Raw genomic sequence first — 15,354 nt, 5'->3', positions numbered from 1 at the left:
CCGTAATCCGACCATAGCACCCACCGAAAAGCGCCCGCCCACACAGCCTGACGGCCGCCGCGAACCGGGAGTCCGCGGCGGCCGTCAGCAAGAGGTGGGGGCGGCCTCAGCCGCCGGTGGGCATCCGTTCCCAAGCCCGGTGCTGGGCCAGCGCATGCTGCAGCGGCTGCGCGATCTCGGCCGCATCCGAGGTGATCACCACACCAGCGGCGTCCGGCGGGCAACCGGCCGCGGTGAGCAAGTCAGCCGCTGACCCCCAGCCCACGATTGCCTTGCAGTGCCGCAGCAACTCCGTCACCATCACCATCAGCCGCGGGTCCGGCGGGGAGCCGGCGGCTCCGTCGCTGATGATCAGCGCGTCCAGTTCGACCGAACGGGCAGTGGCCAGGCTTCGCTGCACAGTGACCGTCACCCCGTCGCCCTCGAGCTCACCGCCGACCGGCGCGATCACCAGGCAGGTCATGCCGGCTCCGTTCAAGGCCTGCTGGACGGCGGCCACATCGAGCAGCGACGAGCCCGGCCCGGCGAGCAGCCCGACCACCCGGCCGTCGGTCGGCCAGCTCTGCCCCAGTTGGGACAGCGCAGGGCTGGGCTCCACCTCGGCCGGCTCGTACTCCGCGGCCGGCGCCGGCATCCCGAGCCCGGCGGCCACCCGGGCCACCAAGTCAGGATCCACGTTGGCCAACACCGACAGCTGACGCTGGCGGATCGGCTTCTCATAGCACTTGCTCAACTCGAAGGTGAACGCATCGACCAGGTGCTGCTTCTCGACGTCACTGAGGCTCAACCAGAACAGCCGAGGTTGGCTGAAGTGGTCGTCGAAGGAAGCGGGCGCCTGACGCACCTTGGCCCCGGTCACCGGCTGCGGCGCCTCGATGAAGCCGGCCCCGGAGGTCCCGGTGCTGAACGGGAGGCCGCCGTCGAGCGAGTTCGGCTGGTAAGGGGCGATCCCCTCGTGCACCGCGGTCTGATGCATGCCGTCGCGGAGCATGTCGTTGACCGGGCTCTGCGCGCGGTTGATCGGCAGTTGGTTGAAGTTCGGACCGCCCAGCCGGGTGAGCTGGGTGTCGAGGTAGGAGAACAGCCGGGCCTGCAGCAGCGGGTCATTCGTGACGTCGATCCCGGGCACCAGGTTGCCGAGATGGAAGGCGATCTGCTCGGTCTCGGCGAAGAAATTGGTGGGATTGCCGGTCAGGGTCAGCATGCCGATCGGCTGCACCGGCGCCAGCTCCTCGGGCACGATCTTGGTCGGGTCCAGCAGGTCGATGCCCTCGAAGGTCTGGTCCTCGCTGTCTGGCATCACCTGCACGCCCAGCTCGTACTGCGGAAAGGCGCCGGCCTCGATCGAGTCGGCCAGGTCGCGCCGGTGGAAGTCGGGGTCAAACCCCGCCAGCATCTGCGCCTCTTCCCAGACCAGGGAGTGCACGCCCAGCAGCGGCTTCCAGTGGAACTTCACCAGCGCGGTGTCGCCATCGGCGTTGATGAGCCGGAAGGTGTGGACGCCGAAGCCCTCCATCATCCGGTAGGAGCGTGGGATAGCCCGGTCAGACATCGCCCACATGACGTGATGAGTCGCCTCGGTGTGCAGCGACACGAAGTCCCAGAAGGTGTCATGAGCCGACTGCGCCTGGGGAATCTCGCGATCAGGGTGTGGTTTGGCGGCGTGGACGATGTCGGGGAACTTGATGCCGTCCTGGATGAAGAAGACCGGCATGTTGTTTCCGACCAGGTCGAAGACCCCCTCGTCGGTGTAGAACTTGGTCGCGAAGCCGCGGGTGTCGCGCACCGTGTCGGCAGAGCCGCGCGAGCCCAGCACCGTGGAGAACCGGACGAAGACCGGCGTCTCGACATCAGCGGCCAGGAATGAGGCCCTGCTGAGATTGGCTGCCGAGCCGTAGGAGACGAACGTTCCATGCGCGCCGGCGCCGCGAGCGTGCACCACACGCTCGGGAATCCGCTCGTGGTCGAAGTGCGTGATCTTCTCCCGCAGGTGGTGATCCTGCAGGAGGCTGGGCCCGCGTGCCCCGGCCTTGAGCGAATGGTCGGTGTCGCGCAGCGGCAGACCGACCGAGGTGGTCAGCACGGCGCCCGACTGGGCACGAGACCGGGGCGGCGCGCCGGTCGGACTGCCGGTCGGGGACACCGACTCCGGAGCCTGCTGATCGGGTTTGGGCACTAGTGGCTGAGCGTCGGCCGGGTCGGGCCGCCCTGAAGTCGGAGTGGTGGCGGCGGGTACGCCGGGTATGGGTTCGGGCGGCAGCGATGCCACGTGGGCCTCCAGAAGATCGAGGGAGGCCGGCCGGCTAGCCGAGCGCACGGCCTCAGGGTGGCTACTGGCTGAGCCGGGCATACCGTAACTGATCAAGAAATACGGGTTGGCCGTAGAGCAGCGGCCGGTGGACGCCCCGCCGCGCGGCCGGGTAGCGTCGAAGACGGTTGGACCCGCAGCTGTCCCACAGCGCACCCCCGCGGGCGTGCCGGATGCAACCGAGGCCAGAGATGACCGATCCGCAAACCGTCAGCCCCACCGCCGCTGCCTCCGAGACCACCGGCTCGCTGCTGTTCATCGGCACCGCCACCACGCTGATCCGCTATGGCGACTTCACGTTGCTGACCGATCCGAATTTCCTGCATCAGGGTCAGCGGGCTTACCTGGGCTATGGATTGACCGCCAAACGGCTCACCGCGCCCGCCTTGACACTCGAGCAGCTGCCGGAGCTCGATCTCATCGTGCTCTCCCACCTGCACGGTGACCACTGGGATCGGCAGGCTCAGCGCGGCCTGGACCGCCAGGTGCCCATCATCACCACCCCGCATGCCTCAAAGCGGCTGCAGTTGCGCGGTTTCACCCGCGCCACCGGCCTGCGCACCTGGGGCAGCTCAGAGCTGATCAAGGGCGACACCCGGCTGCGCGTCACCTCCATGCCGGGCCGGCACGCGCCCGGGCTGCTGCGACGGGTGCTGCCACCGGTGATGGGCAGCCTGCTGGAGTTCGGCTCGCTCTCGCGACCGGTCCAGCTGCGGATGTACCTGACCGGCGACACCCTGTTCGTCGATGACCTGCGCGAGATACCGGTTCGCTACCCGGTGATCGACGCCGCCGTGCTGCACCTGGGTGGCACCAGGCTGCCGGGCGGGCTGATGGTCACCATGGACGCCGTTCAGGGCGCGGACCTCGTGGAGCTGGTCAAGCCCGGCCTGGCCATCCCGGTGCACTACGACGACTACCGGCTGTTCAGGTCACCGTTGGCCGATTTTCGCGCCGAGGTCGAGCGCCGCGGCCTCACCGGCTCGGTGCGATTCGTCGACCGGGGTGAGACCGTGGCGTTGACCGGCCCAGCAGCCGGCTAGGACCTGCCGGTCAGCGCCGGACGCTCGTCGCCGACGCCGCGGTAGAGGCGGTTCATCAGCAGTTGCGAGGCCTTGCGACGACCGCCGCCGAGCAGGCCCTCGCGAGCCAGCGCGGCCCGCGCGGCGTTCGCGCCGGGGCCGCCGTGCACGCCACCGCCGGGGTGGGCCGACGAGCCGCCCAGGAACAGCCGGTCGACCGGGGTGCTGGCGCCGCCCATGCCCGGCACCGGCCGGAACACCAACTGCTGGTGCAGTTGCGCCGTGCCGCCGTTGACGGCGCCGTGCACCAGCGACGGGTTCGCCTGCTCCAGCCGTCCGGGGGATTGGACGTAACGGCCGACCACCAGCTCGGCGAATCCCGGAGCGTGCCGCTCGATGCGCGCCTCGACCCGCTCGACATGCTCGGCGATGACCTCCTCGCCGAAGTCCACGCCGGCCGGCAGGTGGGTGTAGCACCAGGCCGACTCGGTGCCCGCGGGCGAGCGACTCGGGTCAGCGGTGGTCATCTGGCCGAACAGCAGGAACGGCTGCCGGGGCGTCTGCCGGGTGGCCAGGTCAGCGGCGTACCGGGTGAGGCCGTCGAGGTCGACGCCCAGATGCACGGTCCCGGCGCCTCGGGCGCCAGCCGCGGTCCAGGGCACCGGGGAGCGCAACGCCCAGTCGATCTTCACCGTGGGGCTGTCCCACTGGAAGTTGTCCAGGTCTGCGACGAAGCGGGCCGGCAGGTGCTGCTCGCCCACCAGGTCCCGGTACAGGGCCGGCGCCGTCACGTCGGCCAGCACCGCGCGGCGGGCCCGGATCCGCTCGCCGGTGGCCAGCCGGACGGCGACCGCCACGCCGTCGCGCACCTCGATCGACTCCACCGGGCTGGACAACCGGACGGAGCCGCCGCGGTCGGCGAGCCGGGCCGCCAGCGACTCGGTCAGCTTGCCGGCGCCGCCGACCGGAACCGGGAACCCGTAGCTCTGCCCCAGCATCGCCAGCAGCCAGCCGTACAGGGCGCTGCCGGCGCCCTCGGGCGGCAGATCGGCGTGCAGGGCGTTGCCCGCCAGCAGAATCGGCGCGCCCTCGCCGCTGAACTGCTCCTCACCGAACCGGCGGACCGGCAGCACCGCCAACCTCGCCATCCGCAGCGCCCCGGCGGCGCCCAGGCCGGCCAGCAGCCGGCGCGCGGGGCCGAGCGCCGGCAGCGGGGTGAACAGGGCGTCGATCAGCGGTTGCCGGATGGCCTCCCATTGCTGGGCCATCGCCCGCCAGGCGGCGCCGTCACCGGCGGCGAACTCCTCGACTGACGCCGCGGTCTGGTCCACATCCCGGGAGAGCACCGCGCACCGGTCATCGGGAAAGACGTGGGCCAGCACGCTGGGCGAGTGCGCCCAGTGCAGGCCGTAGCGGTCCAGCTCCAGCGCCCGCAGCACCGGCGAGGCCGCCGACAGCGGGTAGAAGGCGCTGAACAGGTCTGACAGGTAGCCCGGGCTGGTGACCTCGGCCGATCGCACCGCGCCGCCCAGATGCGGCGTCGCCTCGCAGACGACGACGTCCCAACCGTGGTCGGCGAGCAGGTTCGCGGCCACCAGGCCGTTATGCCCGGCGCCGATCACCACTGCGTCCGGAGCGTCGTCGGAACGGGCTCCGGCGGAGCGCGGAGCCTGGATGGTGGGCTGCATGGACTCGACCGTACCGCGCGCCGGCGTGATTAACTGGCTGTGTCCCGCTGAGCAGCAGCGTGCACCGTGCCCTACCGGTCGCCGAGCCCGCCTGCCCGCCGAGCCCGCTCGCCGCCGCCGGCAAGGCGCTGCTTCGGTCGCCGACGATCAGCAGGAGAAGTCGTGAAAGCCCTTACCTGGCAGGGAAATCAGAACGTTCAAGTCATCGACGTGCCGGATCCGCAGATCCTGGAGCCGACCGATGCGATCGTGCGGGTCACCTCGACGGCGATCTGCGGCTCGGACCTGCACCTGTACGGGGTGCTCGGCCCGTACCTCAAGGCCGGCGACGTGCTGGGCCACGAGGCGATGGGCATCGTGGAGGAGGTCGGCTCGGACATCAGCGACCTGCGGCCGGGGGACCGGGTCGTGGTGCCGTTCAACATCTCGTGCGGCTTCTGCTGGATGTGCTCGCGGCAGCTGTTCTCCCAGTGCGAGACGACTCAGGTGAGATCGCAGGGCAAGGGCGCGGCCCTGTTCGGCTACACCTCTCTGTACGGCTCGGTGCCCGGCGGCCAGGCCGAGTACCTGCGAGTCCCGCAGGCGCAGTTCGGCCCGATCAAGGTCCCGCACGGCACCCCGGACGAGCAGTTCCTGTTCCTGTCCGACATCCTGCCCACCGCGTGGCAGGCGGTCGCCTATGCCGGCGTGGGGCCGGGCAGCACGGTGGCCGTGCTCGGGCTCGGCCCGGTCGGCCAGTTCGCGGTCCGGATCGCCAAGCACCTCGGCGCCGAACGGGTTATCGGGGTGGACACCGTCGCCGAGCGGTTGGCGCTGGCCGCCCGCTACGGCGCCGAGCCGCTGGACTTCGCGGCGGTGGACGACGTCGCCGACAGCCTGATCGAGCTGGTCGACGGACGCGGCCCGGACGCGGTGATCGACGCGGTGGGCATGGAGGCGCACGGCAACCGGCCGGTCGCCCTGGCGCAGAAGGTGACCGGGCTGCTGCCCGACGCCATCGCCCAGCGGGTCACCGACAAGTTCGCAGTCGACCGGATGGATGCCCTGCACGCCGCGGTGAAGGGTGTCCGGCGCGGCGGCGTCGTGTCGATCAGCGGTGTCTATGGCGGCGAGGTCGACCCGATGCCGATGATGGAGATGTTCGACCGCCAGGTCCAGTTGCGGATGGGCCAGGCGAACGTGCGTCAATGGAGCGATCAGGCGCTGGCGGCGGCGATGGATCCGGCTGACCCGCTGGGTGTTCTGGACCTGGTCACGCACCGGCTGCCGCTGGCTGACGCGCCCTCGGGTTATGAGATGTTCCGCAACAAGGAGGACGGCTGTGTCAAGGTGGTGTTGCAGCCGTGACGGCCGGCCCGCCAGTCGTGGTGGTGACCGGCGCCTCCAGCGGGATCGGGCTGTCCACTGCCCGGGCGTTCGCGGCGCGCGGCGCGCGGCTGGTGCTCGCCTCGCGCAGCGCTGACCAGCTCGCGGTGGTCGCCGCGCAGTGCCTGGCCGACGGCGCCGCCGTCGCCGAGGTGGTCGTCACCGACGTCGCCGACGAGCGGTCGGCGCAGAACCTGATCGACACCGCGGTCGCGACGCACGGCCGGGTCGACGTGGTGGTGCACTCGGCCACGGTGATGGCCTACGGCTCCATCGAGGAGTTGCCGACCGAGATCTTCACCGCGGTGGTGGACACCGCCATTGAGGGCACGTTCTTCGTGGCGCGCGCGACGCTGTCGGCGTTCCGCTCCCAACGCCGTGGGCACCTGGTCGTGGTGAACTCGCTGCTCGGCGCCATCGCGGCGCCGCAGATGGGGGCCTACGTGGTGGGCAAGTGGGGCCAGGCCGGGCTGCTGCGGGTGCTGCAGCTGGAGACCCGGGATGAACCTCAGATCCTGGTCAGCTCGGTGTCCCCGGGCGGCGTCAACACTCCGATCTACTCCCAGGCGGCCAATGTCACCGGCCGATCGGCCCGCCCGCCGTTGCCGGTGGACTCGCCGGAGAAGGTCGCCCAGGCGATCCTGAGCTGCGTGGACCGGCGCCGCGCCAGGGTGTCGGTGGGACCGGCGAATCCGATGATCGTGGCGGGGTTCCGGCTGTTGCCCAGGGTCTATGACGCGCTGGTGACACCCTTGCTGCACCTGGCCTCGCTGACCAAGCGGCCGCCGAGTGAGCCTTCGACCGGAAATGTGCTGCGACCGCTGCCCGCCGGTGAAGCCGAGCACGGTCGGTGGCCGGGGCCCTTGGGAATCGCGCGCCGCTGATCCGGACGGACGGCTCTGTCTGCCGAACTGTCCACTTTCTCCTGACTGCATGCGTATTGTTGTCTCGTCCCGATAATCACGCATTGAGGAGATGTCCTCAGCTGGAGTGGCCGTCTCATGACAGAGGTGCCGGCGGGGCTGAGCCAGCTGGCCGAGGACGCCTTGGGGTTGCTGGGCGCGGTGGCCGTGGCGGTGCGGCGATCCGCCCCCGACGGGGTACTGGAGACTCTGGCGCTGGCCGGACGCAATGCCGAGGCGCTCGTCACCGGCGCGGACGGGCCGATCGAGCCGGCGCCGGTGTCGGTCCGCGGTCGCTGGCGACGCCGCGAGCACGCCGGCCCGGGTGAGCTGGAGAGCCATCCGATCACCGGCGCCACCGGTCGGCGGCTGGGCTGGCTGACTTTCGAGCGCGGGCCTGCCGACGCCGGCCGGCTCGGCGAGACGGCGCTGCGGTTGGTGCTTGCCCACGCCGGGGCGCTGCTGGAGGCCGCCGAGCTGGCGGCTCGGCTGAGCGCCCAGCAGGAGGTGTCGCTCCAGCGACTTCAGGAGCTTCGGATCGTCGATCAGGCATTGAGCGTCGCCTTCGAGGAATCAGTGGTGGGGATGGTGATGATCAGCCTCGACCCGGCCGATGCCGGCAGCTGCCTGCGAGTCAACGACGCGCTGTGCCGGCTCACCGGCTACACCCGCGAGCAGCTGCTCGGCCGTCCCTTCGAACAGGTCACCCTGCCGGAGGACCGCGCCCTGACCGCTTCGGCGATGCGGCGCGCGATGGCGGGCCGGCGGACGCCGTTCCGGGCCGACAAGCGTTACGTGCGCGCCGATGGCGGCATTCGCTGGGTGCGGGTCACCGCGACGCCGCTGTTCGACGACGACGACCGGCCGTTGTACGCCCTGGGCCAGGTGGAGGACCTGAGCCGGCGGGAGGAGCGCGATGTCGAGCTCGCCGCCCGGTTGGACCCGCTCACCGGGCTGTTGAACTCGGCCGCGCTCGAGGAGGGCCTGGTCGAGACGGTGCAACGCGCGCACCGCATCGGCACCGGCTGCGCCGTCCTGTTCGCCGAACTCGACGGCTGGGAGGAGTTGGCAGCCGGCCAGGACGAGTCCAGCGGGCTTGCCGATCAGCTGCAGCAGGCGCTGGCCCAGCGGTTGCAGACCACGCTGCGCGGCAGTGACGTGATCAGCAGGGTGGGCGACAACCAGTTCGTGATCATCACCGAAGAGGTGGGGCCGGAGCAGGTCGAGGCGGTGGCCCGGCGGCTCAAGCAGGCCCTGGCCGCACCCGAGGTGATCGACGGCCGGGAGTTCTCGATGTCGGCCAACCTCGGCTTGTCGGTGCTCGCCGGCGACCCTGGCGATGACGCCGGGCAGAGCGCGACGCTGCTGGCGCAGGCCCGGACGGCGCTGGCACAGGCCCGGGCAGTCGGCGGTGGTTCGCACGTGCTGTATCTCAGTGACGGCGCTCAGCCGGCGAACGGCATGTCGCGCACCCTGTACGCCCATCCGGAGTGGCGAGGCAGAGCGCTGCGATGAGCCCGGGCGCCAAAGTGCGGCGAGACGTTCAGCCGCGGGCCGGGCAGCCGATAGGGGTGTCGACGCCCACCGGAAGGACCTGTCTTCATGCCGCGAGACTCAGCCCGATCGCTTCGTGCTGCTGTGATCGCGGTAGGCGCATTGGGCGCCCTGTCCCTGTCGGTGCCGGCCTCGCTCTGGATGGCTCCCGGTGGGACGCTGCCCGGGCTGCGGCCGGTCCACTCCGTCGTCCAGGCGCAGGGCTTCGACGGCGAGGGGCGCCAGCTTGCCAGTCCGGCTCGGCTCCGGCCCGGTTCCAGCATCGAGATCGTCGTGACCGGGTTCAGCCCTGCCGAGCCGATCCTGCTGCGCCGATCGGCCAGCGCGGCTGCCTTCTCCGGCGGCCGGGCCGACCGGCAGGGTGTCTTCCGCTACCGCCTGACGGTCCCGGCGGCCATGTCAGGCGCCCAGGCCCTGACGGTGATCGGCAGCCCGGGCCGGGCCGGCGGGCAACCGGGTAGCTCACCGCCGACCGCGGTGTTCCAGTACGTCGTCAGCGCTGATCAGGCCGGTTGACCGGTTGCCGCGGCGTCGGTCAAGCGGCGCCAGCCCCGCATGCCGTCCTGGGCAGGCGAGCCCCGACTTTCAGCACCCGCCGCCACCGACTCGCGGAGCAATTTGGGGTTTAGCATTTGTTTATACTTTAAGGTTTGTTTACGGTTGAGAGTGGCTTTTGCGGTTTCGGGCTTGGTTGTTGACCACCTGCCCGGCCTCAGCGAAGATGGCTGGATCGCGGCGGAGAGCCGGGTGCGCTGACCAAGGCCTCAAGCGTCCCACTGCCCGGTTGGAGGGTGTCTGACAACGTGGTGAGAACGCATTCGCACGGCACCCACCGGTTGGACTGGGAAGACCCCACCCTCAGGGAATGGGACTGCACCGTCCTCTGGTCTGATCCCGCTGACCCCGAGGCCGGCATCGTGCTGGACCGATCGGCCTTCTACCCCGGTGGCGGCGGCCAGCCGCCCGACCACGGCGTGCTGCTCTGGGGCGGCGTGCAGACCCGGATCGTGGGCACCCGCAAGGGTGAGGACCTGTACCTGCTGCCGGCGCCGCAGGACCCGGTGCCGCCGGCCGGCGCCGCGGTGCACGGCGCGCTGGACGACGTCCGGCGCAGCGCCCTGATGCGGACCCATTCAGGACTGCATGTGCTGTGCGGAACGGTGTTCCGTGATTTCGGCGCGATGGTCACCGGCGGCAACATGGAACCCGGCGAGGCCCGGCTGGACTTCAACCTGCCGGAGATACCCGCCGGCTTCAAGCAGGGCCTGGAGGACGCGGTGAACGCCGAGATCCTCGCTGACCGGGCGATCGAGGTGCGGTTGTTGCCGCGCGAGCAAGCGCTGGCCATTCCCGACATCATCCGCACCCAGGCGGTCTTTCCGCCTGAGACCCCTGAGCTGCGAATCGTGGACATCATCGGGCTGGACGCCCAGGCCGATGGTGGGACGCACGTCGCCTCGACCCGCCAGATCGGTCGGCTGCAGGTCTACAAGGTGGAGAACAAGGGGCGGCAGAATCGCCGGGTGCGCATTCGGTTGAGCGACTGATCCAAGCGGCCGCGCGCGCTTCGCCGCAGGGCGAGGCGGCCCGACCAGGCAGGCCGCGCGCGCTTCGCCGCAGGGCGAGGCAGGCCCCATCGGCGTGCGCTCGCCGGTCGGCACGTCCGCGGGGCGCTGCGGCAGGTGGCGAGTAGCGTGCCTTTCAGCCGCCAGACGCCTCAGCAGTGTGGCTTTGGCGCGGCGCCGAAGGAGCCTCAGACATGACTGATCCCCACGATCCCTCGCTGCCCAGATCCAGCTCGGACCTCGGCGGCCCACCCGGCACCGGTCCGCGAGTGACGCCGCCGGCCCGTGACCTCGCCGGATCTCCCCCGGCCGGAGCGGTCGATCGTGAGCCGATGGCGCCGGTCGCCGGCACTCCTGTGTCAAGCGGCTCGGCGGCCGGCGCCGGGCGGCCGGCTCCTGGCTTCAACGAGAAGGGGCATGTCCGGGCCACCAAGGTCAGCGGGGTCTGGATCGGGCTGATCACCACCGCCCTGTTCGTGATCCTGCTGATCATCTTCATCGCGCAGAACTCCCGGCGGGTCACCATCCACTTCTTCGGCTGGCAGGGCCAGTTCTCGCTCGCGCTGGCGATCCTGCTGGCAGCGGTGGTGGGCGTGCTGCTGGTCGCGATCCCCGGCAGCCTCCGGATCCTGCAGTTGCGCAGGGCGCTGCACAAGAACGTGCCCGGCGGCAGGAGCCTGGGCTGATGGCGGGCGCGGGCGAGGAGTCGCTGCGCCAGTTCGGCCCGGCGGCCCACCCGGAGCGGCCGGTGGCCAAGCAGCGCCCGGCCGGCGCCAGTGATGAGCTGGTGGCGGCGCTGGGCAAGCTGTCAGAGGCGCTTGAGGTGGTGGAGGAGGCCCGCGGCCTGCTCTACACCTTTCACCGCCGCTCCGGTCGCGCTGATCTGACCCTGCAGGAGGCGGTGCAGGCGCTGCACGACGCGGGCGAGCACGAGACCGCACGGCAGGTCGCCGACACCCTGGTCGGCCGCGATGTGATTCCGGGTTGCTGGACGTTCCAACTCGTCGAGCAGTACGACGCCCAGTACTGGTCGCCGTTCCGCGCCGTGGAGGCCGAGGTCCGGCAGCGGTTGGCCGCGGGCACGGCGCACATCTACGAAGCCGAGATGAAGCACCGCGAGCAGCAGCCTGGCCAGGACTGAGCCGCCAGGCCGTCCCGCGCCGCCGTGAGCGGTCGAACGCGACGGCGGGGGCGGCCGGCACTGCCGGACAACCGTGGTCGTGGCGCGAGTCGGCTCGTTGACTGACGTGGGCGCCAGGTCGAGCTGTCAGAATAGTCTTCGGCGTTGACCTGACAGCTGGCCAGCGACACCGACCGCCCGGCGCAGAGGCCGGCGGCAGGACGAGCGGAGCACGTGTGGCTGAGAATCCAGCGGGCGGCACCAGGCAGGACGACCCCGCGCCTGCCGAGCACCCAGAGCCTCAGCCGCCCAAGTGGATAAGTTCGATCAGAGACCGGGTTAGGCGCGTCCCGGGCGGCGCGATGATCTGGCGAGTCCTGATCGGCACTCTCGGCACGGTGATCGTGCTGGTGGGGCTGGCGCTGATCCCGCTGCCGGGGCCCGGCTGGCTGATCGTGTTCATCGGGGTCGCGGTGTGGGCCACCGAGTTCTACTGGGCTCAGCGGCTTCTGCAGTACGGGCACCGGATGGTGCAGCACTGGACCGAGTGGGTGAAGAGTCGTTCACTGATGATCCGGATGCTCATCGGCCTGGGCGGACTGCTGGTGCTTGCCGGGGTCGCCGGGTTCACCTGGATGACATTTTTCTGAGCCTGCCAGCGCGCGGGTTCGCCGGAGCTCCCGGACCGCTGCCACGTGGCGATGGCTGCCCTCGGGGGCCGTCGGACGGCGTGTAAGCTGGCCGAGGTTCCAACCGCACCAGTTGCGGGCGATTAGCTCAGCGGGAGAGCACTGCCTTCACACGGCAGGGGTCACTGGTTCGATCCCAGTATCGCCCACCACGGTCTGCGCGCCGCGGCTACGGCACATGACGCGATCGACGGTTGACTAAACACCTACTTTTCATCCATTAGATGTCTGCATATTTAATTTGTCTTGTTCGGGCGATTCGGTGTATTCCGGATTTCCTGTCCGACATCGACTATTAGAAAGCGCTTAACAAGGCACTCGGTCATCGCGCTGGAGTTCGCATAACGCTTTAGCGCGGCAGGTATAGGCGTGTCGGAGTGATCGTGTAGACATTTCTGCTCGTTTACACTATGTTCGCATAGGCCGATATCGCCTCACCCGGCTCTATTCGGCCTGCTGACGTCAATCGTCACCATAATGACCGCAACGCACCCGTCGGCCATGATCCCAGGCCCCTCGCGCCCGAGGGCGACCATCGGCCGCGCGCACCAGTAAAAGATCGTCAAGAGGAGCACTATGAAGTCAGGCGCGGGCTACGTCGTCCTGTTGGAATCCACCGACGCCGGCGGCCACGAGCTTGGGCTGGCCGTGACGCAGATGGGCTTGCGCCCGCTGTTCCTGCTCGACACCGAGCTCTACCGGGCCGACCTGGCGATGTGCCTGCAGAGTTTCGAGTACCTTCCTGCCGACACCCGTGACGTCGCCGGCATGGTGTCGCTGCTGGCCGCCGACGGCCGGCGCGTCGTCGGCGTGGGCACCCTGGTGGACAGCCGCATCCCGTTCGCGGTGAAGTTGGCCGCCGCGCTGGGCGTGCCGGGGCCGGACCCGGCCTGCGGTCCGCTGAGCGACAAGCGGCAGGTCGCCCAATGGTGCCCCGAGGTCAGCCCGCGCTCGGCGGCTGCCGCTCCCGGCCCGCAGCCCGTGGCCGACACCCTCGCCGAGTGGCAGCGGGAGTTCGGCTCGGCCGCGGTGATGGTCAAGCCACGCGTCGGTTGCGCGGGCGTCGGCGTCCGGCTGCTGACCGAGGACCAGCAGAAGCAGCAGTTCGTCGCCGACACGCCCGATCTGCAGAACTGGCTGGTCCAGGAGCACTTCCCCGGCAGCCTTTTCAGCATGGAAGGCTGGGTGGACTCCGCCGGCGTCCATTACGTCGGCTGGACCTCGCGACGCAAGATCGGCAACACCGAGACCGAGTTCCGGTTCGAGGGCTTCGACACCCTGCCCGTCGCGCTCACCAAGCAGGCGCAGGAGGCCGTCGCCCACCTGATCGAGCAGGCCTCGATGCGCCGGGGCTGGTTCCACATCGAATTCCTGGTGGACGAGGCCCGGCGGGCACTGCGCCTGATCGACGCGAACGTGGGCCGCACCGGCGGGGCGATGCTCCCGCACGCGATGGCCATGGCGCTCGGGGTGACGACGAGTGACCTGTACCAGCACGCGCTGGAGATGCAGCTCTGGGGCAAGTCCTCGGTGAGCCTGCCGGACACGCCGCCGCTGACCCGGATCCACAAGTGCGTCTGCTTCGGGTCGCCGCGCGCGGCGACCTTACGGGAGGTCCGGCTACCCGGCACCCCTTTGCAGCATGGGCCGTTGCGAGTCGTCCGGATTCTCGGCGCCGGCGACGAGGTGAGCGAGATCGGTCAGGATGACTGGTCCTGGATCGGCTTTGTGGCCGGTCCTGAGGACGAGGTCGACCGGTACACCGCCCAGATCGAGATTCACACCACCGACGCGGTCCTGCCGGCCGCCAACTGAGGAGCAGGTTTGTCACCCGTAGCAAAATATCTAGGTAGTTTCTCCTCCCAACTCGGGCTCATGATGGGAGCGCTGTACTACTTCGCCTACGCCGCCCCGTCCGGCGCCTGGGATGACCCGTGGTTGATCGGGGTCAGCCTGTTCATCTCCGGCTTCGCCCCGTATTACTCCAAGTTCAGCAACAAGATCGACGAGAAGACCGCCTTCCGCACCGCCTCGGTGTTCGCCGGGAAGTTGGCCCGGTTCCTCGCGCAGGTCCTGTTCAACGTGGTGGTCTACTACCTGCTGGTGCAGGGCAAGTCGGTCGACGAGGCAGACCTGGCCGGGCTCGGCGGCATCCTCGGCATCTCGCTGGCGGTCAGCCTCGCCTCCCAGGGCATCCAGTACCTCGCGATCGCCTTCTCCAACAGGGACATCGGCATCAAGAACCTCAACGTCACCATCGGCGTCGCGGTGTCCATCGCAGTCGCCGCGATGGCTGCGCAGGGCTTTGACACGGCCCAGACCGTGTTGAAGATCGCCGGCGTGCTGCTTGCCATGGTGGGCGTGTTCTACGCGCTGTACACCGACATGCGCGGATGGTTGGCCCCCAAGGGCCGCGGCGACATCGGGGTCTACTTCGGCACCTTCAACCCCGCGCACAAGACGCATGCCGCCATCCTGCGCCGGTTCATCGAGGACCGTCAGCTGGACAAGGTGATCGTCCACCCGACCCTGATCCCGAAGATCCACCGGCTGGCGCTGGAGAAGGGCCAGATCGAGATCGTCGAGCAGGCCGGGGGCATGCGGGTGTACGAGGCCACCGACAAGGCCGACGTGCACGTCAACTACTTCATGACCGGCAAGCGGTTCTACGAGACCGAGCACCGGCTTGAGATGCTCAAGATCATGGTGCGCGAGGAGGGCCTGGCCGACAAGGTCGAGGTGGCCATGTACCCGCAGGCCTACAACGCCAAGGGCTTCTACGGCGTGGTCCGCGAGATCCGCCGGCTCCACCCCGGCAAGCGGATCCACGGCTTGCACGGCAGTGACGTCGGCGGCATGCTCGTCCGCTCCATCTACGACGAGTGCATGAGGATCATCCCGTACGCGGTCAAGCGCATCGACGGCATCTCGGCCACGGCCATCCGGGCCGGGGCGCAGGGCATGACCACCCCCGGCGTGGCGGCGTACATCAGCGCGTTGAACTCCGGCGCCGACGCGCCGGCCACCGCCAACACCGTGGCCGAGCCGACCGCCAACACCGACGCCTCGCGCGCCGACGCCGAGGCCTCGAGCGCCTCGAGCAGCCTGACCCCCACCCGACCCCTCTAACCACCGCACCAC

The 15,354-nt window shown here is 69.8% G+C and carries 13 protein-coding genes and 1 tRNA gene; 12 read left to right on the top strand and 2 right to left on the bottom strand.

What is annotated here, in order from left to right; all coding sequences use genetic code 11:
- Positions 1-106: 106 nt before the first annotated feature.
- On the bottom strand, positions 107-2,176 hold the full coding sequence (locus VGB75_16920) for a catalase (GenBank protein ID HEY0168730.1): 2,070 nt from the start codon (positions 2,174-2,176) through the stop codon (positions 107-109).
- A gap of 323 nt (positions 2,177-2,499) precedes the next feature.
- On the opposite strand from VGB75_16920, the gene VGB75_16915 reads away from it, so the two are divergent.
- Positions 2,500-3,351, top strand: a complete 852-nt coding sequence (locus tag VGB75_16915; GenBank protein HEY0168729.1) for an MBL fold metallo-hydrolase — start codon at positions 2,500-2,502, stop codon at positions 3,349-3,351.
- Here the strand turns inward: VGB75_16915 and VGB75_16910 are convergent.
- Positions 3,348-5,018, bottom strand: a complete 1,671-nt coding sequence (locus VGB75_16910; protein HEY0168728.1) for an NAD(P)/FAD-dependent oxidoreductase — start codon at positions 5,016-5,018, stop codon at positions 3,348-3,350. The two genes, VGB75_16915 and VGB75_16910, sit on opposite strands and share 4 nt — an antisense overlap.
- A gap of 162 nt (positions 5,019-5,180) precedes the next feature.
- Between VGB75_16910 and VGB75_16905 the strand changes: the two genes are divergently transcribed.
- The 11 genes from VGB75_16905 (at position 5,181) to VGB75_16855 (ending at position 15,342) form a co-directional block, all read left to right on the top strand.
- Positions 5,181-6,365, top strand: coding sequence for a zinc-dependent alcohol dehydrogenase (locus tag VGB75_16905; GenBank protein ID HEY0168727.1), 1,185 nt, complete (start codon positions 5,181-5,183; stop codon positions 6,363-6,365).
- Positions 6,362-7,267, top strand: coding sequence for an SDR family NAD(P)-dependent oxidoreductase (locus VGB75_16900; protein HEY0168726.1), 906 nt, complete (start codon positions 6,362-6,364; stop codon positions 7,265-7,267). Before VGB75_16905 ends, VGB75_16900 begins: the two co-directional genes overlap by 4 nt.
- Positions 7,268-7,384: 117 nt before the next feature.
- Complete coding sequence (locus VGB75_16895) at positions 7,385-8,800, top strand: PAS domain S-box protein (protein HEY0168725.1); 1,416 nt, start codon at positions 7,385-7,387, stop codon at positions 8,798-8,800.
- A 123-nt stretch (positions 8,801-8,923) separates the two neighbouring features.
- Complete coding sequence (locus VGB75_16890) at positions 8,924-9,355, top strand: hypothetical protein (GenBank protein ID HEY0168724.1); 432 nt, start codon at positions 8,924-8,926, stop codon at positions 9,353-9,355.
- A gap of 275 nt (positions 9,356-9,630) precedes the next feature.
- Positions 9,631-10,386, top strand: a complete 756-nt coding sequence (locus VGB75_16885; protein ID HEY0168723.1) for an alanyl-tRNA editing protein — start codon at positions 9,631-9,633, stop codon at positions 10,384-10,386.
- Between the two features lie 212 nt (positions 10,387-10,598).
- Positions 10,599-11,090, top strand: coding sequence for a lipopolysaccharide assembly protein LapA domain-containing protein (locus VGB75_16880; GenBank protein HEY0168722.1), 492 nt, complete (start codon positions 10,599-10,601; stop codon positions 11,088-11,090).
- Complete coding sequence (locus VGB75_16875; protein ID HEY0168721.1) at positions 11,090-11,545, top strand: hypothetical protein; 456 nt, start codon at positions 11,090-11,092, stop codon at positions 11,543-11,545. The genes VGB75_16880 and VGB75_16875 overlap by 1 nt, the downstream gene beginning before the upstream one ends.
- A 341-nt stretch (positions 11,546-11,886) precedes the next feature.
- Positions 11,887-12,174 carry a TIGR02611 family protein gene (locus tag VGB75_16870; protein HEY0168720.1) on the top strand — a complete coding sequence of 96 codons (288 nt, stop codon included), beginning with the start codon at positions 11,887-11,889 and terminating at the stop codon, positions 12,172-12,174.
- A 116-nt stretch (positions 12,175-12,290) separates the two neighbouring features.
- Positions 12,291-12,365 (top strand) — tRNA-Val (locus VGB75_16865).
- Between the two features lie 424 nt (positions 12,366-12,789).
- Positions 12,790-14,028 (top strand): ATP-grasp domain-containing protein, encoded by a 1,239-nt coding sequence (locus tag VGB75_16860; protein ID HEY0168719.1) that lies wholly within the window; start codon positions 12,790-12,792, stop codon positions 14,026-14,028.
- A 60-nt stretch (positions 14,029-14,088) separates the two neighbouring features.
- Positions 14,089-15,342: a hypothetical protein gene (locus tag VGB75_16855; protein HEY0168718.1), complete on the top strand. Its 1,254-nt coding sequence runs from the start codon at positions 14,089-14,091 to the stop codon at positions 15,340-15,342.
- Positions 15,343-15,354 lie beyond the last annotated feature (12 nt).

The sequence above is a fragment of the Jatrophihabitans sp. genome, from assembly GCA_036399055.1.
Lineage (GTDB): Bacteria > Actinomycetota > Actinomycetes > Mycobacteriales > Jatrophihabitantaceae > Jatrophihabitans_A.
Note: the sequence above shows the minus strand (reverse complement) of the source record. Positions and strands in the feature narration are given on the sequence as shown.

Bases quoted from the DNA above. Each gene is read 5' to 3' on its own strand.
- VGB75_16875 (HEY0168721.1), top strand. From the start codon at position 11,090: ATGGCGGGCGCGGGCGAGGAGTCGCTGCGCCAGTTCGGCCCGGCGGCC.
- VGB75_16855 (HEY0168718.1), top strand. From the start codon at position 14,089: ATGATGGGAGCGCTGTACTACTTCGCCTACGCCGCCCCGTCCGGCGCC.
- VGB75_16870 (HEY0168720.1), top strand. From the start codon at position 11,887: ATGATCTGGCGAGTCCTGATCGGCACTCTCGGCACGGTGATCGTGCTG.
- VGB75_16860 (HEY0168719.1), top strand. From the start codon at position 12,790: ATGAAGTCAGGCGCGGGCTACGTCGTCCTGTTGGAATCCACCGACGCC.
- VGB75_16895 (HEY0168725.1), top strand. From the start codon at position 7,385: ATGACAGAGGTGCCGGCGGGGCTGAGCCAGCTGGCCGAGGACGCCTTG.
- VGB75_16915 (HEY0168729.1), top strand. From the start codon at position 2,500: ATGACCGATCCGCAAACCGTCAGCCCCACCGCCGCTGCCTCCGAGACC.
- VGB75_16880 (HEY0168722.1), top strand. From the start codon at position 10,599: ATGACTGATCCCCACGATCCCTCGCTGCCCAGATCCAGCTCGGACCTC.
- VGB75_16910 (HEY0168728.1), bottom strand. From the start codon at position 5,018: ATGCAGCCCACCATCCAGGCTCCGCGCTCCGCCGGAGCCCGTTCCGAC.